Annotated in this window: 16 protein-coding genes, 1 tRNA gene and 1 riboswitch; of the genes, 8 read left to right on the forward strand and 9 right to left on the reverse strand. The window is 59.3% G+C overall.

Annotation, left to right across the window (positions count from 1 at the left end; all coding sequences use genetic code 11):
* Positions 1–146: 146 nt before the first annotated feature.
* Complete coding sequence (gene bluB / locus CFBP4996_RS06620) at positions 147–863, reverse strand: 5,6-dimethylbenzimidazole synthase (RefSeq protein WP_080851871.1); 717 nt, start codon at positions 861–863, stop codon at positions 147–149.
* A gap of 77 nt (positions 864–940) precedes the next feature.
* Positions 941–1,122, reverse strand: a riboswitch (cobalamin riboswitch).
* Between the two features lie 64 nt (positions 1,123–1,186).
* Positions 1,187–2,017, reverse strand: coding sequence for a TolB family protein (locus CFBP4996_RS06625; RefSeq protein WP_080851869.1), 831 nt, complete (start codon positions 2,015–2,017; stop codon positions 1,187–1,189).
* A 191-nt stretch (positions 2,018–2,208) separates the two neighbouring features.
* Between CFBP4996_RS06625 and CFBP4996_RS06630 the strand changes: the two genes are divergently transcribed.
* Positions 2,209–2,586: a glyoxalase superfamily protein gene (locus CFBP4996_RS06630; protein ID WP_080851866.1), complete on the forward strand. Its 378-nt coding sequence runs from the start codon at positions 2,209–2,211 to the stop codon at positions 2,584–2,586.
* Positions 2,587–2,840: 254 nt separating this feature from the next.
* On the opposite strand, the gene CFBP4996_RS06635 is transcribed toward CFBP4996_RS06630, so the two are convergent.
* A complete protein-coding gene (locus CFBP4996_RS06635) occupies positions 2,841–4,520 on the reverse strand; it encodes an NAD+ synthase (protein ID WP_080851863.1) in 1,680 nt (559 codons plus the stop codon).
* A 222-nt stretch (positions 4,521–4,742) separates the two neighbouring features.
* Between CFBP4996_RS06635 and CFBP4996_RS06640 the strand changes: the two genes are divergently transcribed.
* The 3 genes from CFBP4996_RS06640 to sthA all read left to right on the forward strand — a co-directional run bounded on the left by CFBP4996_RS06640 (position 4,743) and on the right by sthA (position 9,491).
* Positions 4,743–6,683, forward strand: coding sequence for an LTA synthase family protein (locus CFBP4996_RS06640; protein ID WP_162935865.1), 1,941 nt, complete (start codon positions 4,743–4,745; stop codon positions 6,681–6,683).
* Positions 6,684–6,801: 118 nt separating this feature from the next.
* Positions 6,802–7,335 carry a DUF1003 domain-containing protein gene (locus CFBP4996_RS06645; RefSeq protein ID WP_031233651.1) on the forward strand — a complete coding sequence of 178 codons (534 nt, stop codon included), beginning with the start codon at positions 6,802–6,804 and terminating at the stop codon, positions 7,333–7,335.
* 752 nt (positions 7,336–8,087) lie between these two features.
* Complete coding sequence (sthA, locus tag CFBP4996_RS06650; RefSeq protein WP_004433043.1) at positions 8,088–9,491, forward strand: Si-specific NAD(P)(+) transhydrogenase; 1,404 nt, start codon at positions 8,088–8,090, stop codon at positions 9,489–9,491.
* Positions 9,492–9,749: 258 nt separating this feature from the next.
* Here the strand turns inward: sthA and CFBP4996_RS06655 are convergent, their stop codons facing one another.
* The 3 genes from CFBP4996_RS06655 to CFBP4996_RS06665 form a co-directional block, all read right to left on the reverse strand.
* Complete coding sequence (locus CFBP4996_RS06655; RefSeq protein ID WP_080851858.1) at positions 9,750–10,400, reverse strand: hypothetical protein; 651 nt, start codon at positions 10,398–10,400, stop codon at positions 9,750–9,752.
* Between the two features lie 336 nt (positions 10,401–10,736).
* The gene (gene tig, locus CFBP4996_RS06660) at positions 10,737–12,215 is read right to left on the reverse strand and encodes a trigger factor (RefSeq protein ID WP_080851856.1); all 1,479 of its coding nucleotides are present in this window, start codon (positions 12,213–12,215) and stop codon (positions 10,737–10,739) included.
* A gap of 239 nt (positions 12,216–12,454) precedes the next feature.
* A tRNA-Leu gene (locus tag CFBP4996_RS06665) sits at positions 12,455–12,537 on the reverse strand.
* A gap of 665 nt (positions 12,538–13,202) precedes the next feature.
* Between CFBP4996_RS06665 and CFBP4996_RS06670 the strand changes: the two genes are divergently transcribed.
* The 4 genes from CFBP4996_RS06670 (at position 13,203) to trmFO (ending at position 16,508) form a co-directional block, all read left to right on the forward strand.
* On the forward strand, positions 13,203–13,349 hold the full coding sequence (locus CFBP4996_RS06670) for a DUF1127 domain-containing protein (RefSeq protein WP_004433052.1): 147 nt from the start codon (positions 13,203–13,205) through the stop codon (positions 13,347–13,349).
* A 480-nt stretch (positions 13,350–13,829) separates the two neighbouring features.
* Entirely contained in the window at positions 13,830–13,973 is a 144-nt protein-coding gene (locus CFBP4996_RS06675; RefSeq protein WP_003495735.1) for a DUF1127 domain-containing protein, read from the forward strand.
* A 270-nt stretch (positions 13,974–14,243) separates the two neighbouring features.
* Positions 14,244–14,762: a hypothetical protein gene (locus CFBP4996_RS06680; RefSeq protein WP_233283535.1), complete on the forward strand. Its 519-nt coding sequence runs from the start codon at positions 14,244–14,246 to the stop codon at positions 14,760–14,762.
* A 303-nt stretch (positions 14,763–15,065) separates the two neighbouring features.
* The gene (trmFO, locus tag CFBP4996_RS06685; protein WP_162935864.1) at positions 15,066–16,508 is read left to right on the forward strand and encodes a methylenetetrahydrofolate--tRNA-(uracil(54)-C(5))-methyltransferase (FADH(2)-oxidizing) TrmFO; all 1,443 of its coding nucleotides are present in this window, start codon (positions 15,066–15,068) and stop codon (positions 16,506–16,508) included.
* A 6-nt stretch (positions 16,509–16,514) separates the two neighbouring features.
* Here trmFO and CFBP4996_RS06690 read toward each other — a convergent pair whose 3' ends face one another.
* From CFBP4996_RS06690 to CFBP4996_RS06700, 3 genes are read right to left on the reverse strand one after another with little or no spacing between them, the layout of a single operon-like run.
* Positions 16,515–17,117 (reverse strand): TadE/TadG family type IV pilus assembly protein, encoded by a 603-nt coding sequence (locus tag CFBP4996_RS06690; RefSeq protein ID WP_080851847.1) that lies wholly within the window; start codon positions 17,115–17,117, stop codon positions 16,515–16,517.
* The gene (locus CFBP4996_RS06695) at positions 17,114–17,680 is read right to left on the reverse strand and encodes a TadE/TadG family type IV pilus assembly protein (protein ID WP_080851844.1); all 567 of its coding nucleotides are present in this window, start codon (positions 17,678–17,680) and stop codon (positions 17,114–17,116) included. The genes CFBP4996_RS06690 and CFBP4996_RS06695 overlap by 4 nt, the downstream gene beginning before the upstream one ends.
* Position 17,681: 1 nt before the next feature.
* Positions 17,682–18,896 (reverse strand): TadE/TadG family type IV pilus assembly protein, encoded by a 1,215-nt coding sequence (locus tag CFBP4996_RS06700; RefSeq protein ID WP_080851841.1) that lies wholly within the window; start codon positions 18,894–18,896, stop codon positions 17,682–17,684.
* Positions 18,897–19,116 lie beyond the last annotated feature (220 nt).

A 19,116-nucleotide genomic window follows, 5' to 3' on the forward strand; every position in this document is an offset into this window, starting at 1 on the left:
GGAGAAGTCCGCAGCAGCGGGATGAGGGGGCGGCGTCAGCGATGTTCGGAGAGCTTGCCCCCTCATCCGACCCTTAGGGCCACCTTCTCCCCGGCGGGGAGAAGAAACACGCGGCAACGTCCCGCCTTGTTCACAAGCCTCCGCTTCTACACCCCGCCCCAGCGGTTACGAAACACCAGTTCCTCCAGCGGCACGCGCTGCCGCCAGCCCTTCACCGCCAGTTCCGGCTCGTTATAGAGCGCATCGATACGGCCGAGGCAAAGCCAGGCGACGATTTCGATATGATCGGGAATATCGAGAATGGTGCGAATGTCGCTATCGTGGAAAATGCTGACCCAGCCGACGCCGATGCCTTCGGCGCGCGCCGCGAGCCAGAGATTCTGGATGGCGCAGACGGTGGAATAGACATCCGTGCGCGGATTATGGGTGCGGCCCAGCACCACCTTGCCACCACGCGTCGGATCGCAGGTAACGCAGATGCTGAGCGGCGCCTTGCGGATGCCTTCGAGCTTGAGACTGCGATAAAGCGCCTGCTGCTCGCCCGTGAACATCGCCGCCGCTTCCTCATTGGCGCGGCTGAAGGCCACGAAGGCCGCCTGACGGATCGCGCCATCGGTGACGAGGGTGAAATTCCACGGCTGCATGAAACCGACCGAGGGCGCGGAATGGGCCGCCTTCAAAAGACGCTCCACCAGATCGTCCGGCAGCGGATCCGGCAGGAACTGGTCGCGCACGTCGCGACGGGTCTCGATGGCGCGGTAAATCGCCTCGCGTTCCTCACAGGAAAACGGGCGGGCGGGCGAGAGCGCGTGATCGAACGAACTGGCGCCGGGCGGATTGCTTACGGACGGATCGGCTGGCATCGTTTATCCCCAACAATGCGAAGGCCGGGCGCAAATGCGCACCCCGCCTCGACAACAACCTGCCGCCGTCCGCGCGGTTCGGTCTATCCCGTCAGGCCGGTCTTCTGACTTGGCTTCATCCGCCCTTTTCGCCTTCCCGAATTGCTTCAGTGGCTTAAAAAAAGAACGTCCGCCTCACAGCGCTGGGCACGTTCCGGTCTTTCACCGGATTCCCGATTCTCCCGCCGCAAGGGCAGGCACCTGACAGGCAAGCTATGGGCAAAAAAGTTTGCGAATGCAAGCATCCTGCCGGTGGTGCGGCAATGTGGCCTGCCTCACCCCCATCATTCCACCGGGAAATACCTCACATAAGCGAACTCATCCCCATCCGGTGACCAGTTGGGCGAATTCATCGTGCCCTGCCCGCCGAAAAGTTCGAACAGCGTCTCGGCATTGCCGCCATCCATGTCCATCAGCCGCACCCGCACATCGAGATCGCGCGGATGGTCGAAAACGTCGCCGTCATAGGAAACGAACACCACCTTTTCTCCCTTCGGAGACGGGTGCGGAAACCAGTCGCCATAGGAACTGTCGGTGATGCGCTCGACGGCTGAGCCATCCACCCGCACGCGCCAGATCTGCATTCGCCCGGTGCGGCTGGAATTGAAATAGATCCACTCACCGTCAGGCGAATAATCCGGTCCGTCATTGCGGCCCTCGCCATGGGTCAGCCGCGTCTCGACGCCGCTTGTTATATCCATCGAATAGATATCGAAGACCTGATCGCGAATGCCGCAATAGGCAAAGCCCTTCCCATCTGGCGACCAGCCATGCCAGTAAGAGGGAAGATTTTTCGTCATCAACCGCGGCGCACCGCCTGCCGAGGCCATGAGATAAATGGCGCTCTTGCCGAATTCCACCTTGTCGGAAATGGCGTAAAGCGAACCATCCGGCGAAATGCCGTGATCGTTGTTGCAGAGCGTCGCAAAGCCGGTATCGACCTTTTCCGGCGACGCATCACCGGCAAGGGACAGGCGGTAAAGCAGCCCTTCGCTGTTCAGCAGCAGATATTTTCCATCCGGCGACCAGTTCGGCGCTTCGAAGAGATCAGGCGTCTGCCACACCGCCCGCATCTGCCGGGTGCGGATGTTGAAGATTTCGATGGAGCTGCGCATTCTGCCTCCCGGGCGTGTCCGTGTCTCGTTCAAAGCGCCCGGCAATGCAGACATTCCGTTTGCATCCGCCATCGCCTCGATTATGATCCTAGGGCGGCAGGCACCGTCCTGCAAATTCAAACCGGAAAAAACGCCAGCGCTTCGGCACCGTCCGTGACCCTTGCCGTTTCTCCTAAAACCGAGGTTCCGCGATGAATACCATCGCCGATCACGGCATCCGCTTCGGCCGGATCGCCGCAATGCTTCCTGTCAAGAACATCGAAAAGGCCCATGATTTTTACGTCAGCGTGCTGGGCTTCGAAAAGACCTTCGAAAACGGCAACCCCGTCGGCTTCATGATCCTCAAACAGGGCAATGCCGAGCTGCACCTGACATTGCAGCCCAGTCACAAGGCAGCACCCTTCAATGTGGCGCATATGATGGTGAGCGATGTGGACGCGCTGCACGCACTCTGCAAGAGCCAGGGCTTGCGCATCATCAAGGGCCTACAGGACAAGGATTACGGCCTGCGCGCCTTTGTGTTTGAAGACCCGGATGGCAACCGCATCGATGTGGGGCAGGTTATTTGAGATGAGCGAACGGCGCGGGGTTTTCTCCGCGCCGCTTGCTTAAACACGAAGGCTTTTTGTGGAACGAGCGCATGCCCCTTGTTTCTTCTCCCCGCCGGGGAGAAGTCTGCGGCAGCGGGATGAGGGGGCGACGTCAGCGATAGACCGAGAGGTTGCCCCCTCATCCGACCCTTCGGGCCACCTTCTCCCCGGCGAGGAGAAGAAACACGCGGCATTGCCGGGCAAACATCTCCCTACCCGCGCTACCTGTTTAATCACCGATCTCGGAACCGGTTGGTGATCGGATAACGCCGGTCACGCCCAAAGTTCTTCTTGGTGATCTTAACGCCCGGCGCCGATTGCCGGCGCTTGTATTCGGCGAGATAGAGCAGATGCTCCACCCGGTGCACCGTCGCCACATCATGGCCGCGAGCCAGAATTTCCTCGACCGACATTTCCTTCTCGACGAGGCATTCCAGAATATCGTCCAGCACCGGATAGGGCGGCAGCGAATCCTGGTCGGTCTGGTTGGGGCGCAATTCGGCCGAGGGCGCCTTGGAAATGATATTGGCCGGGATCACTTCGCCGGAAGGGCCGAGCGCGCCCGGCGGCACATGGGCGTTGCGCCAGCTGGAAATGGCATAGACCTGCATCTTGTAGAGGTCCTTGATGGGGTTGAAACCGCCATTCATGTCGCCATAAAGCGTGGCGTAACCCACCGACATTTCCGACTTGTTGCCCGTCGTCACCACCATTGAGCCGAACTTGTTCGAGACGGCCATCAAAATGGTGCCGCGCGTACGGCTCTGCAGGTTTTCCTCGGTAATGCCCTCTTCCGTGCCCTCGAAGAGATCGGAAAGCGCCGAGAGGAATCCTTCCACCGGCTCTGAAATCGGCACGATATCGTAACGGCAGCCCAGCGCTTTCGCGCAATCGGCTGCGTCCTTCAGCGATTCCTCCGAAGTATAACGGTAGGGCAGCATGATGCAGCGCACCCGCTCCTCGCCCAGCGCATCGACGGCAAGGGCAGCACAGATGGCCGAATCGATGCCGCCGGAAAGGCCGAGAACCACGCTCTTGAAGCCGTTCTTGTTGACGTAATCGCGGAAGCCCAGCATGCAGGCGCGGTAATCCGCCTCCTCGCCTTCGGGAATCTTCGAAAAAGGCCCGCTGTCGCAATGCCAGCCGTCTGCCGTGCGTTTCCAGTCGGTGACGGCAAGTGTGGCCTCGAACTGACTCATCTGGAAGGCGAGCGTTTTGTCGGCATTGAAGCCGAAGCTCGCGCCGTCGAACACCAGCTCATCCTGCCCACCCAACTGGTTGGCGAAAACGAGCGGCAGGCCGCTTTCAATCACCTGCCGCAGCGCCACCTGATGGCGCACATCCAGCTTGCCGCGATAATAGGGCGAACCGTTCGGCACCAGCAGGATTTCCGCCCCGCTTTCGGCAAGCGTCTCGCAGACACCCATATCGTTCCAGATTTCCTCGCAGATCGGAATACCGATCCTGACCCCACGGAAATTATAGGGACCGGAAATCGAGCCCTCGGAGAAAACGCGTTTTTCGTCGAATTCGCCGTAATTCGGCAGGTCGATCTTGTCGCGCAGCGCGATGATCTTGCCGCCATCCAGAAGCGCTACAGAATTGTGCCGGCCCGTCTCGCCCTGACGCGGAAAACCGATGACGATGCCCGGCCCGCCATCGGCGGTTTCCGCCGCCAGCTCTTCCACGGCTTTCAGGCATGCTTTCAGGAAAGCCGGTTTCAGCACCAGATCTTCCGGCGGATAGCCGGATATGAACAGCTCCGTCAGGAGCAGAAGATCGGCGCCCTGCGTCGCCGCATCGGCCCTTGCCTCGCGCGCCCTGGCGAGATTGCCCGCCACGTCGCCAACAGTGGGATTGAACTGCCCGACGGCAATCCGGAGATGGTTCTGGATATCGTGTCTGTCGCTCATGGCTTTTCAATACCGCGCCCGTGGCCGCTCCGCAACGCGGCAATTGCATGGCGACGCCCGTTACGCATGGCAGGCGCGCGTTCACGCTAAGGTTATCGCCGCACCGGCCAGGTTGCTCAAAGTTCATGTCGCGTTCATCGCGCTTATGTGACAGTTACATGACAATTTTGCGACACCCGATTCATCTCCCCGGATCGGCCGTGCCGCCTGCAATACCGGAGTATGAGTTTGAGAGATTCGGCGCCAAAAACAACGGCTTCCGAAAAGGCTGGTTTCGTCTTTTCGCCTGCATGGACAAGGAGCCTTTCCAAGCTTTCGGGCATCGCCTATCCGCTTGCCAATCTGACGGTCGCGTCCGTCGTGCTGGTCGTGGCGCTGGAGTGGATCGCCCGCGGCTCGCTCACGGATGTCGGCGCTTTCCTCACCTCCTCCGCCCGCCCCGGCATGACCACCATTGCCGCCGTGCTTGCCCTTCTCGTGGCGCTGGATGCACTTCTTGGCAGGCGTTACCTGTCGCTGATCGCGCTTGCGCCGCTCTGCGCGCTGACGGGGCTGATTTCGGCACAGAAACAGACCTATCTTTCCGATCCGCTTTATCCATCCGACCTGCTGTTCGGCCGCCAGATTCTCGAGCTTCTGCCGACCATGCTGAAAGCCCAGCCGATGACGGCAGCCCTCGTCGCCCTCGGCATCTGCGCCACGATTGCCGCTCTCGCAGCGCTGTGGCTGCTGGCGCGCCGCCATTCACCGGGCTTGAGCTGGCGCGAACGCGCCGCCGGTCTCGCGCTGGCGCTGCCGCTTCTTGCCGGTCTCGCCTCGCTTATGGACTATTCGCATTATTCCTGGGTTCGCGATCGCCTCAACATCATTCCCATGATGTGGGATCAGCAGGAAAATTACCGCCATAACGGCTTCCTGATGGCCTTCGCCTTCAATATTCCGATGGCCAATGTCTCGGCGCCGCAGGGTTACGGCGAAAACACCATTGCCGACCTGACCTCCGAGCCCGCCGCCTTCGTCGCCAACAAGGGCGATTACCCCGATGTCATCATGCTGATGAGCGAATCGCTGTGGGATCCGACGCGGCTGGAAAATGTGAACCTCTCCGCCGATCCCATGCCGACGATCCGCGCCAAACAGTCCGGCAATGTCTTTTCCCCGGAATTCGGCGGCATGACGGCGAATGTGGAATTCGAGGCGCTGACCGGCTTTTCCAACGCCTTCCTGCCCTATGGCAGCATTCCCTATCAGCAATATATCCGCCGCCCGGTGCCGTCGCTCGCCAGCTTCTTCCGTGGTGAAGGTTATTCCGCCATCGCCATGCACCCTTTCCAGGAATGGTTCTGGAACCGCAAGCAGGTCTACAGGAATTTCGGCTTCGAGGAATTCCGCTCTGAAGAGACTTTGCCGGCCATGGAGAAACGCGGCAACTTCGCCTCCGACGATGCGCTGATGGACGAGATCATGGCGACGGCCGAAAAGGCTCAGAACCCGCTCTTCCTCTTCGCCGTCACCCTTCAGGGACATGGTCCCTACGAGGCGACCCGTTACGCCGAAAACACCATCGGCGTCGAAGGCGATCTCTCCGCCTCGGCCTCGCAGGCGCTCGCCACCTATTCTCAAGGGGTGGCGGAGGCTGACGAAGCGCTGCTGAAACTGATGCGCTGGGCGAAGAAGCGCGACCGTGAAACCATCGTTGTCCTGTTCGGCGACCATCTGCCGCCGCTCGGCCAGACCTTCGTGGAAAGCGGCTACATGCCGGGCATGGTGGCCAGCCGCCGCGCGCCGCTGGAGGTGATGAAGAAGGAACACGAGACGCCGCTCGTCGTCTGGTCTTCCAAAAAGGGCGTGCGCAAGAATATCGGAACCATCAGCCCGGCGCTTTTGCCCTATCATGTGCTGAAGACCGCCGGCTTTTCCGATCCCTTCTACACGGGAACGCTTGGCGAGGTTCAGCAGGCCTTTTCCGTCATCGACCGACATATGCTGGTGACGACCGACGGCAAGGCCCTGCCCGACTGGTCAATTGCCCCGAACGCTGTTCCCGACGTGGTGCGCGACTACCGCCTGCTGCAATTCGACATGATGTTCGGCCAGCAATATGGCCGCGAGCGCTTCTTCCCCGGTTTCAACTGGCTGCACGAGGGTGCGCCATCGGTCTGATGTTTTTCGGCGGGGGACGCCTGAACCGCATGGCGGCGGAAATCGTTTGAATTCCACCGCCATGCGGGTTTATCTCGGGATAACATCCGCATCGCCCCATCAGAACCGGAGACACACCGTGTCAGATATCTCCGACTATATCGTTTCGCATTTCAAGCGTTCCTCTCGCGAAATCGGCGAAGTGGAGCGGCGCATTCTGGAACTGTCGCACCAGAAGAAGCTGGTTTCGAGCGACACCAATGCGGAATTTTCCGCTGGCGCGAGTTTCGGCGACAGGCTGGCCGACAATATCGCCAAGGTCGGCGGCTCCTGGGGTTTCATCCTCGGTTTCTGCTTTTTCCTGATCTTCTGGGCTATCATCAACACCATCATCCTGACGACCGGCGCTTTCGATCCCTACCCCTTCATCTTCCTCAACCTGCTGCTTTCCATGCTGGCCGCCATTCAGGCGCCGATCATCATGATGTCGCAGAATCGTCAGGCCGCCCGCGACCGTTTCGAGGCCGCCAAGGACTACGAGGTGAACCTGAAGGCCGAGCTTGAGGTTCTTTCCCTGCATGAAAAGATCGATGTGAAGGTGCTGGCCGAACTGGCCGCGCTCCGTCAGGACCTTGCAGCACTTCACCGCCATGTCACCCGCAAGGAAGACTGACGCCGGAAAATTCATCCCCGCTTTTCCCCACCCCGCGACGCGCTGTTAGATTAAACGCAGTCCCGCCGGGTGGACGCCAGACGTGGCGGAAACCGAGGGACGGTCCTGGTGGTGGAACGCTGGCAACGTTCGTGGAAAGGACCATTTCGCAAAAGGCGGTGCACCGCCGCTTGCGAAATACGGCATGGTGAAAGACCCGGCTGCGCAACGCATCCGACCCACACCAACCTCAACCGAAGCGCAGCCGGGCAATCGCCCGAGGCAGAATATCCCCGACCGGTAACGCTGGGCGGGATGAAGCTGTTGGGTTTTGGGCATTTCCATTCCCAATAGACCGAAAGTGCATGGGGCTTCACCCCCCTCTGCCCTGCCGGGCATCTCCCCCACAAGGGGGGAGATCGATCTGCGGCGCGGTCTCGTCCGACACAAAGCTGGAGATTGAAGCAATAAAGATGCGTCTTGCCGATCTCCCCCCTTGTGGGGGAGATGCCCGGCAGGGCAGAGGGGGGTAAAGCCCCGCGCTCCTCCTCCCCCCATGAATCGCACAACCTCCTGAAACCTCACCCCCAGTTACGAATCCGTCAGATTCTTACGCTACAGATTGACGCAGGCGTTTGTTGCATTGCACTCTTGCGGGCAAGGCTGAAGGGGAATCACTCCCCATCGTCAAAATGGCATCACGACCATTTCGCGGCGACGCCATGCCGGATGCGACATCCGGTCATTGCAATAATTCTGTTCCGGGGTTTTTCATGCACCAGTTCGATCTGATTGTTGTCGGCAGCGGTCCGGCGGGAAGACGGGCCGCCATTCAGGCCGCCAAGCTCGAAAAGAGGGTTCTGGTCATCGAGAAGGGCAGCCGCGTCGGCGGCGTTTCCGTGCACACCGGCACCATTCCATCGAAGACCCTGCGCGAGACGGCGCTCAACCTCACCGGCTGGCGCGAGCGTGGTTTTTACGGCCGTGCCTATCGCGTCAAGCAGGAGATCGATGCGGAAGACCTGCGCCGCCGCCTGCTCATCACGCTGGATCACGAAGTGGAAGTGCTGGAACACCAGTTCGCCCGCAACCGCGTGCAGCACATTCGCGGCACGGCGAGCTTCATCGACGCCAACACCATGAAGGTGGTGAAGAGCGACGGCGAGATCATGACCGTGACGGGCACCTCCATCCTGCTGACCATCGGCACCCGCCCCTATCGACCGCCGCATATTCCCTTCGATGGCGAGGCCGTGCTCGATTCGGACGAGATTCTCGAGATCAAGGAACTGCCGCGCTCCATGGTCGTGGTCGGCGCCGGCGTCATCGGCATCGAATATGCCACCATTTTCAGCGCGCTCGATACGCAGGTGACGGTGGTGGAGCCGCGCGAAACCATGCTGGAATTCATCGACAAGGAAATCGTCGAGGACTTCACCTATCAGCTGCGCGACCGCAACATGAAGCTGATCTTCGGCCAGAAGGCGGAAAAGGTGGAGCGCGACGAAAGCGGCAAATGCCTCGTCTCGCTCGGCAATGGCCGCGTGCTGAAGGCCGAGACGGTGCTGTTTGCCGCCGGCCGCGTCGGCGCCACCGATACGCTCAATCTTTCGGCCTGCGGGCTGGAGGCCGACAGCCGCGGCCGCCTGAAGGTCGATCCCGAGACCTTCCAGACCTCGGTGCCGAACATCTATGCCGCCGGCGACATCATCGGTTTCCCGAGCCTTGCCTCCACCTCCATGGAACAGGGCCGCATCGCCGCCCGCCACGCCGTCGGCGCACCGGCAGGCGAACCGCCGCAATTCTTCCCCTACGGCATCTATGCCGTACCGGAAATTTCCACCTGCGGCCTGACGGAAGAAGAAGTCATCGAACGCGGCATTCCCTATGAATGCGGCATCGCCCATTTCCGCGAAACCTCGCGCGGCCACATCATGGGTCTCGACAGCGGGCTGTTGAAGATGATCTTCTCGCTCAAAACCCGCCGCCTGCTCGGCGTCCATATCGTCGGCGAAGGCGCGACCGAACTGGTGCATATCGGCCAGGCGGTGCTGAATCTGAAAGGCACGGTGGAATATTTCGTCGAGAATACGTTCAACTATCCCACACTTGCCGAGGCTTATAAGATTGCGGGGCTCGATGCGTGGAACCGCATGGGTGAGATCAAGAAGGATTGAGGTTGCACCGGGGGCGGCTTTTGAGACGGCGGAGTTGCCGTAATCGGCCTTTTGAGAAAGCATAGCATCCCCACCCCGTCATCCCGGCCTCGAGCCGGGATCCAGCGCGATCAAGTCTTTGATAGCGAAAGACTCTTTCACGGCGCAGACTCGCCGTGACTGGATGCCGGGTCAAGCCCGGCATGACGGAGGAAAGGTTTGCGCCCCTAAAGAGACTTTCTCACCTGCGAACTAACCGTATACAGCCAGCCCGCCCCCTCACCACCGAATACTATACCGCGCACTCACCCCCGGCCGGAAATGATCCGCATAGCCCTGATCGAGCGTCCCCCGCACAGTCAGATTGTCGCCGATCTTCTGCTCCACCGCCACGCCGCTGCTGAACTCGTTGAAACTGTTGCGGCTCGCCCCCGTCAGCACAAAGGCCGTGCCGGTTTCCGAGCGGGACAGGCGCAGCGACTGCGACACATCCAGCCCGTTCCATTGCTGCGCCGTGCCGTCATAACGCACGGTGAAATTGCGGTTCGCCTCGATATCCAGCTCCGGCGTAACGATGCGCTTCTGCTGCGAGGTCACGGAAAGGCTGCTCGACCCCGTCAGCGCGTTGACGATCACACCGACATCACGGGCCAGGGAAACGCCGGGCAGCTGTTCGGCCAGCAGCGTGACATTACCCCATACCCGCACCGGTGTATCCACCACCTGCCCCGTCTTGGAAGCGCTCATGCCCATTTCCAGCCCCGCGCGAATGGGCGTATCGACCGGCAGTTTCGCGCCGATGCGCGCCGTATAGGAACGGTCTGAATTCTTCACCGGCTTCCAGATCAGCCCCGCCTCATCGGCGTGTGCCGCAGTGCCAGCGGCGGTGAAAAGAGACAATAGAAGGGTAAAACCCGTTCGTGGCGACATATCTTGTCCCCTTGCAAATTAAGGGCGCACCGGGAGAACCCGGCAGGCACGGTAAAAGCTTAAGGCCAATGGTTTGGCAGCGATAGGGCCGCGCAAGGGCGGCACACAATGCCCGAACGACCGCATGCAGCGGCCGGGGCAAATCATGCTGCGCAGGGTGCCAGATGAACGGGAGATGAACAAGAGCAGATGCAGCAAAAAATCATGCTGCACTGCATTGTGATCGAAACGAAGGTAGGGAAGCCCGCGCGACCGCCCAGAAACCGGACGCCCAAAACAAAAAGGCCGCAGCTTTCGCTACGGCCTTTTTTTTCAATCAGCTTGCACTGAAGAAGATTATTCGGCGTCGCCTTCAGCGGCCTTCTTCTTGGCCGGAGCCTTCTTCTTCGGAGCGGCTTCTTCGCCTTCAGCGGCGTCGTCAGCCTTGGCGGCAGCCTTTTTCTTGGCTGGGGCCTTCTTCTTGGTTTCCGTTGCTTCTTCGGCGTCGTCAGCCAGAAGCTCTTCCTTGGAAACGGTCTTGTCCGTTACCGAGATTTCGGAGAGCAGCTTGTCGATGACCTTTTCTTCGAAGATCGGAGCGCGCAGCGAAGCGGAAGCGCCGGGGGTGTTGCGGAAGAAATCGAGGATTTCCTTCTGCTGGCCCGGGAACTGCTGCAGCTGCTGGAACAGCGCGCGCTGCATTTCTTCTTCGGTCACTTCAACGCCGGCCTTTTCGCCGATTTCGGAGAGAACGAGGCCGAGACGGACGCGGCGTTCAGCAAGCTTGCGATATTCTTCGCGGGCTTCTTCTTCGGTCGTGTCTTCGTCAGCGAAGGTCTTGCCGGACTGGGCAAGATCGGTGTTGATCTGACGCCAGATGTTGTCGAACTCGGCGTCGACGAGGCCAGCTGGCGTGTCGAACTTGTACATCTCATCGAGCTGGTCGAGGATCTGACGCTTGACCTTCTGGCGGGTGATGTTGCCGTACTGGCTTTCGATCTGACCCTTGACGATTTCCTTCAGCTTTTCAGCCGATTCGAGACCGAGCTTGGTGGCCAGTTCGTCGTTGATTTCAACAGCAGCGGCAGCAGCGACTTCCTTGACGGTGATGTCGAAGTTGGCTTCCTTGCCGGCAAGGTTCGCAGCCGGGTAATCGGCCGGGAAGGTCACGGTGATGGTCTTTTCATCGCCAGCCTTGACGCCGACCAGCTGGTCTTCGAAGCCGGGGATGAAGCGGCCGGAACCGAGAACCAGTTCGGCATCTTCGGCAGCGCCGCCGTCGAAGGCAACGCCGTCAACCTTGCCGAGATAGTTCATGGTGACGCGGTCGCCATCGGCGGCCTTGCCCTTCTTGGTCTCGTAGGTGCGGGCGCTTTCGGCGATCTTGAGGATCTGCTCGTTGATTTCGTCTTCGGAGACTTCAACGACTTCGCGGGTAACCTTGATGCCGTCATTGACCTTCAGTTCGATGGCCGGAATGATTTCGTAGGCAACGGTGAACTCGAAATCGGATTCGGCCGACAGGATCTTTTCGGCTTCCTGCTCGTCTTCGGTCATGGAGATGGCCGGCTGCGTCGCAGACTTTTCGCCGCGGCTGGAGAGGATTTCGGTCGGCTTTTCACGAACCAGCTCGTTGACGAGGTCGGCCATGATGGACTTGCCGTACATCTTCTTCAGGTGGCCCATCGGCACCTTGCCGGGACGGAAACCGTTGATGCGAACCTTGTCCTTGGCGTCAACCAGGCGCTCGTCCAGACGGGCCTTCATGTCGGCGGCCGGAATAACGACCTTGAGTTCGCGCTTCAGCCCTTCAGCGAGCGTTTCGATAACCTGCATTTTCCTAACCTTCACATCATGGCGGCGGTGCTCAGACAGCCGTTGGTTTACTTTCGAGCACTGCGCCGGAAACGTCGTTCCCCGGCCGTGGCTTCCCTTATTTCTTTACACAAGCGCCTGCCGGACACCATTTAGCCTGCACCGGAGAAAAGACCAAAGGGGAGAAATGAACCCCGAAGCTCCCCGCATCTTATAAAGATGCACTCTGGCGCAAGCGTGGCGCAGCCATGCCTTGCTTGTGGTGCGGGTAGAGAGACTCGAACTCCCACGCCGAAGCGTTGGTACCTAAAACCAATGCGTCTACCAATTCCGCCATACCCGCACGTTGGGCGGCGGTATGTCACAATGTTCAGAAAGGGTCAAGCACGCCTTATCGCCGCCTTTCGTTTCCTCCGGACTTTTCTCATCCCCCGCGCCGGTGGCAGGAGGCGGCCGCGCTCTCCGCTTATTCGCCACCCGCACCGGGGAACAGCGCGCAACAGCCGGACAGAGGCGATTTGGCGCGGAAAAAAGCAAGCCGCACCGCATCCGCCTCTCATCGCCTTCCCACCCCACCTCGCCCGGCACATCGAATGCAGGCCGGCGGAGAAAACAGGCAATATTTATGCGGCTACATTGACATTATATATAGCGCGCCCCGCAGCCCACATTGCCGGATTGCCGGGCGCTGCTCCAGACCAGCGATTGAGGGGCTTTCGCACCCTGCCACGCCCCTTATCCGGTCATCCCTCACGCCTTCGCACTGCGGAAGCCCCAGGCGACCACCAAAAGCACACAAATTGGTCACAAATTATGCATGAATCGCCGCAATCGGCCTGTTTTACCGGCTTGCATTGCAATACGTGCATAGGTGACATCTTGCTTTGTCTGTTTTTGTTTTGATTAAACCGATTATATTCATGGTCATACAGAGATCGAGTTCAGCCCCGGACCAAAGCCTCCCAAGACTGGCCGCAGAGACTGAACAGCACGAAGAGGAAGATGAAAATGAACATTGCACGCTCGCTCACCAACTGGCGCAAGTATCGTCAGACCGTAACCGAACTCGGCCGCATGACCGACCGCGAACTGAGTGACCTCGGCATTGGCCGTCAGGACATCCGCCGCGTCGCCAAGACCGCCGTCGGCTTCTGATTATATGCCCCGCCGCTCCTTGCGGCGGATGCGAGACGACCTACCCAAAAAGGCCTGAGGCTCCCGCCTCCGGCCTTTTTTCGTTTTGGGCGGTTCTCCGCGTCGAAGCGGCACTGCCACAGCCGCCAGCAGGGTCGGCAGATGAAAAATGCATCGATGGCCGACCATTTACGCAGCGCCCGGATAGCGTCCGAGCCCCTCCCGACGCGCCTTTTCACACCTGAAAGCGCCTTTAGCGCCGCCAAAGGCTGCCATATCAGTCAAAACCGCCTGAAACACAGGCATTTCCGCTCATATTTTGCTCAGATGATATTCAAAGCCGCAAATTTAGCCGACATACTGCACAAATGCATGGCAGTAGCCTAAATTCTGCACTGCACAACATGGCTCAATGTCTATATATAAACCTCAACAGCCGAGAGCACAGAGAAACGCTGAGCCGGCAGACGAAATCAACAGAGATAGATTGAGGAAACGACCATGAACCCCATCCGCATCGCAAAGAACTGGATCTCCTACCGCCGCACGATCAACGAACTTGGCAGCCTTTCCAACCAGGCTCTGAGCGACATCGGCCTGACCCGTTACGACATCCGTAACGTAGCAGCCCGTTCGTTCCGCTAAGGCGTAAACGATCGTCCCGCTGCCCGACCTCCAGGGCGCGACGATTGAGCGACAGGTAAAAAAAGCGGCGCCTCTGGCGCCGTTTTTGATTCTGGCGATATTTGCGGCAAACATTCTAGTTCCGACGATTTAATCTGGTCGCCCACGACTATTCGGTTTTACAATGCCGATGTGCCTCTCGCGGACAGCTAAACTGACTGCATTCAGGTCCTATTGACAAAGTTCTAGATCGTCAGGAAATTCCATCCGTCATGGGTTGGGAGGGACACGTTGCCGTCGTCTCCGGAAGTTTTCGAAAAGTATCGATCTGCACTTTTAACAAAACCGTTATCGGCGGTGTGGCGGGGCCATGGCTCGGCAATTTTCTTGGAGTTTGGCGGCTTATCGCCCCAAGAGAAACGCGACGGCACAGCGGGAAATTCGCATGGCGACGTCACAGTCATGATCGAATGGAGTTGGCGGATCGAAAGTGAAGACGCGATTGTCTGCGGGAGTTGGAGCGACGAAGAAGGCTGGGAAGAGATTTTTCAGTCACTTATCGGTCGTGACGTTCAATGCGCCGCGTTATTCGGGCGACTTCCGGAACTCTCGATTGCGTTGGCAGGCGGGCTGTATGTAGTTTCGTTTATGACCGCCGAGGGTCAGCCTGGATGGACCATATTTGACCGTTGCTCCGCGCACCAGCAATCCAGCTGGATCGAAGTCCGCGACGGCAAGGTTTGCGAGACTTCGAAAACGAAAAACGCACCTGCCACCATTGACCCGGCTCCCAAATCGCTCGAAGCGTGATTCAACATTGCTTGAGCCAAGTTTGACTGCGACGATTTGAGCGATGCAGAATAGCAGATAATTGAATCGCTGCCGTGGAGGGAGCGCGAAAGTATTTCGCGCCTGCAGCATCTCAATCACTTGTTTCACGATGCCCTGCACCCCATCCCGGTCCTCCCCCCCAAAAACATTTGGCTGCCTCAGCCATGCATGCTAGTGCATCCCGCAACAATGCCGCGTCCTCTGGGACCCGCGCGAAACAATCACTCAAGAGACAGCCGCCGGACGGGAGCCTCTGCCCCGCATGCGGCCCATGGACGCCAGATGGACGCCAGCATGCAAGACAAGACCACTTCTCCCATTCACGTCGTGGGCGGCGGACTGGCCGGTTCGGAAGCCGCGTGGCAGATCGCTGAAAGCGGTGTGCCCGTCATCCTGCATGAAATGCGCGGCGTGCGCGGCACGGATGCGCATAAGGGCGATACGCTGGCGGAACTGGTCTGTTCCAACTCCTTCCGCTCCGACGATGCGACCGCCAATGCGGTCGGCGTCATCCATGCCGAAATGCGGCTTGCCGGCTCGCTGATCATGGCCTGCGCCGACAGGCACCAGGTGCCGGCCGGCGGCGCGCTTGCCGTCGACCGTGATGGGTTCTCCGAGGCCGTGACGAAAGAGCTGGAAAATCACCCTCTGGTGACAATCATCCGCGAAGAGGTGAACGGCCTGCCGCCGAAGGAATGGGGCAACTCGATCATCGCCACCGGACCGCTCACCTCGCCGGATCTTGCAGCCGCCATTCAGGCAGAGACGGGTGAGGATGCGCTCGCCTTTTTCGACGCCATCGCCCCCATCGTGCACCGCGACAGCATCAATATGGATATCTGCTGGTACCAGTCGCGTTACGACAAGGTCGGCCCCGGCGGCACCGGCAAGGATTACATCAACTGCCCCCTGAACGAAGAGCAGTATAACGCCTTCATCGACGCGCTGATTGCCGGCGACACGGTGGGTTTCAAGGAGTGGGAAGGCACGCCCTATTTCGACGGCTGCCTGCCTATCGAGATCATGGCCGAGCGCGGCCGCGAGACGCTACGCCACGGGCCGATGAAGCCGATGGGACTGACCAACGCCCATAACCCCACCATCAAGGCCTATGCCGTCGTGCAGCTGCGACAGGACAATGCGCTCGGCACGCTCTACAACATGGTCGGTTTCCAGACCAAGCTGAAATACGGTGTGCAGGCGGATGTATTCCGCATGATACCCGGCCTCGAAAATGCGGAATTCGCGCGCCTCGGCGGCCTGCACCGCAACACCTATATCGATTCCCCGATCCTGCTCGACCGCTCGCTGAAGCTGAAATCCCGGCCGGACCTGCGTTTCGCCGGCCAGATCACCGGCTGCGAAGGTTATGTGGAAAGCGCCTCCGTCGGCCTTCTCGCCGGCCGCTTCGCCGCCGCCGAACAGAAAGGCGAGGCCCCGAGCCTGCCGCCGGCCACCACCGCGCTCGGCTCGCTCCTCAACCACATCACCGGCGGCCACCTCTCCTCCGATGATGAGCCGGGCAAACGCTCCTTCCAGCCGATGAACATCAATTTCGGCCTCTTCCCGGAACTGGCGCCGGGCTCAATCGTCAAGCCGGAAGGCGTGAAGCGTTTCCGCGGCAAGGACAAGACGATCATGAAACGCCAGCTTATTGCAGCGCGGGCGTTGCGGGATTGCGCGGCGTGGCTCGGCGAAAGCCAGGCCGAGACAGAGGCTGTCTGAGGCCGATCAGTTCGGTTTGAATGGCGAGCGCTTGAGGTTCCATTTTGCGAAATCCGATTTGCCGCTCTGGTAAGGATATCGCTGCGAAAAGAACGGGTTGACCGCCGCGACATATTCGAATTTGAGCGAGATATCGGCCACGGCAGCGATCAGAGGCCGATAGCTGTACCGCCCAGAGACGACAATGATAGCTTCCTGAGCGACGAAACCGTTGGCAATCACGGTTTTCTCCCAAGGCACATCTTCGGCAGATCCCAGAAAATTGTGGGCGGGAAATTGCAGCCGGGCGACCTTATCCACCAGTTTGACGCTTCTCAGCGTCAGGTCGAGTTTGCCCGCCTGGAGAATGCCGCTGCCGGAAAGGACGACGAAACTCGGAACCCCCGTGCGCACCCGTTCCTCGAATTCGGGGAATCTTGCCGCCCAGCGCGCTGAATCGTCGACTATCGTCATGAACCGGTCATAGCTGAGCCAACCCCGCCCGACCTCAATGATCACTGCAAGCATAAGGACAAGCAGCGGCGCCAAAAGCCCCATTTCCAACGCCGCAGCGCCAGAACGGCAACGGCCGAAACCAGCAAGACGCAAAACCCATGTCGCCTTTTTCATTCCGTCACCCGCACGGCAGTGATCGCCAGGGAAATGTTGCGCAACTGATGAATGCCGCCCGTGTCCGGCACGAGGAAACGCGTCGTCGGCATCAAAAAATTCCAGTTGTAACCGATGGCCAGAATGTACTGCCCGGCGGTATCGGCGGGCGGGCGAAAATCGTTCACGATCGGTATGGGCACTTTGGCTTCGGCAATATCGTCGTCGGGGATCGGCAAAAGGGCAATCTTGAGAGTGGTCTCATCCGTCCCGCCAATAAAGCGAGAGGAAATTGCCTTGCGCAACGCAATCTCGGTCGCCGGTTTACCGTCCGCCGCCGCCTTACGGAGATATTCGATACCCGCATTCGATGCGAACGAGAGATAAAGATAATAGAGCATCAGCAGGCCGATTTCGAGCGTCCCGAAAATCAGCGCAAAAAACAGCGGCAACAGCAGAGCCGTCTCAACTGCCGTTGCTGCCTTTCGGTCGCCAAATAGCCGATAACATGCGGCATGCGCGAACCGGCATCTGCGCGGGCCACCACGGCTTTTATCCTGACGCGGGGAAAGTAAGGACTTCATCTCAGCCCTCTTCCATTCGATCCACATAGATGAGCTGGAAACCGGTGATGATGCCACCGAAGCTGTCGCTCAGGCCGGTTGCCTCAATCGTCACCCGATAGATCGAGTAGGCCTTGACCCTTAAAATGTACTCCCTCGGTGTCCAGGCAATACTGTTTTTATCCTGGGTCAACTCCCACACCCGTTGCTGGGGTTTCAGGTCAGGAAGGAGCTGTTGGAGCGAGATCTTGATTCCGTTTGTTTTTTCCACGTTCTCGACGGCCCGGCGCCCATTGTACCAAACCATGATCTTATATATTCCGGGATGAAGCTCGACATCCTTGTAGATCGAGCTATTGGCTTCGATATTTTTTTTCTTGCCGGGCTCAGGCGGCCCCCAGTCACTATCGAGCTCCATGACATAACGGGTTGGCAATGAGAGCTCGGTGCCCGGCTTCTTGTCGATTTCGATCTTGTCGGTGGTCTTTGCCTTATCGACCTCCTTCAAAGTACAGGCTTTGTCGTTGGCGGTAGGGGCCTCGTTGAGTTTCTTGCTCTGCATTCCCGCCGGATAGCCCTCCCAATTGTGGTTGCGGCGGCAGCAGGGGCTGCTCCAGTCCTGCAACTCGACGCCGGGGCCGGTCCCGCCATCCCATCCGATTTCCGAATAGGGATAGACACCCCAGCAACCGCCGGGGGTTTCCTTGGTAACGCCGTTTTTCAGAACCCGCTCGACGCCGAGAGCGTTGCTCTCGAACATATTGTCAATGATGACCGCATCGTCCTCGGGATAGGGTGGGATGCCCTCGCAAGAGTAGGCAAGGCGATATTTCAGCTTCTCGAGATTGAACATCTCCGAGAAAATCAGCCCGTAACTGAACTCGGCATTGATTTCTGTCTCAGTCCACTTCACTTTCACGTCGCGCGAGAGGACCTTCTGCTTGGTGGATTGAATCATGGCATCGAAGGCCGCGGTCACATTGTCGCGCCGGACAGTGTCAAGCAACGTGTAGGTGCGAGTCGGCTTGGTGGCTCTTTCGCATGCCATCGCCATGACCCGCTTTGACTGGTTGTAATAGGCCAGCGCCCTGCCACCCTCAAAAAGCAGCCCCAGCAAAATGATAAAGACCGGCAGCAGCAGCGCGGTCATGATGGCGAAGGTACCCGCACGGTCCCTGAGGAGCGATGAAAACAGGCTCCATTTCCATGCCGCTTTTTTTATCCGCCTGCTCGTCATCAAAACACCGTCTCATGTCGCTCATCGCCATGGGAAAGGCGCGCTGTGAAAAGCGACAGGCCTGGCTTTCTGCGACGCTAAAAAATGTCCGGCTCACGCCGATCGCTCTAAAATTGCTCGTTGGTCGCCGGCGGCGCTGCTTTTCGAGCAACTTCGCCTGACCACTGAAATACAGGGGTCAATTAACACGCAAACCGTAAATCAAAGCTCAATCGAAACC

Origin of the sequence: Agrobacterium leguminum, from assembly GCF_005144435.2 — a bacterium.
GTDB lineage: Bacteria > Pseudomonadota > Alphaproteobacteria > Rhizobiales > Rhizobiaceae > Agrobacterium > Agrobacterium leguminum.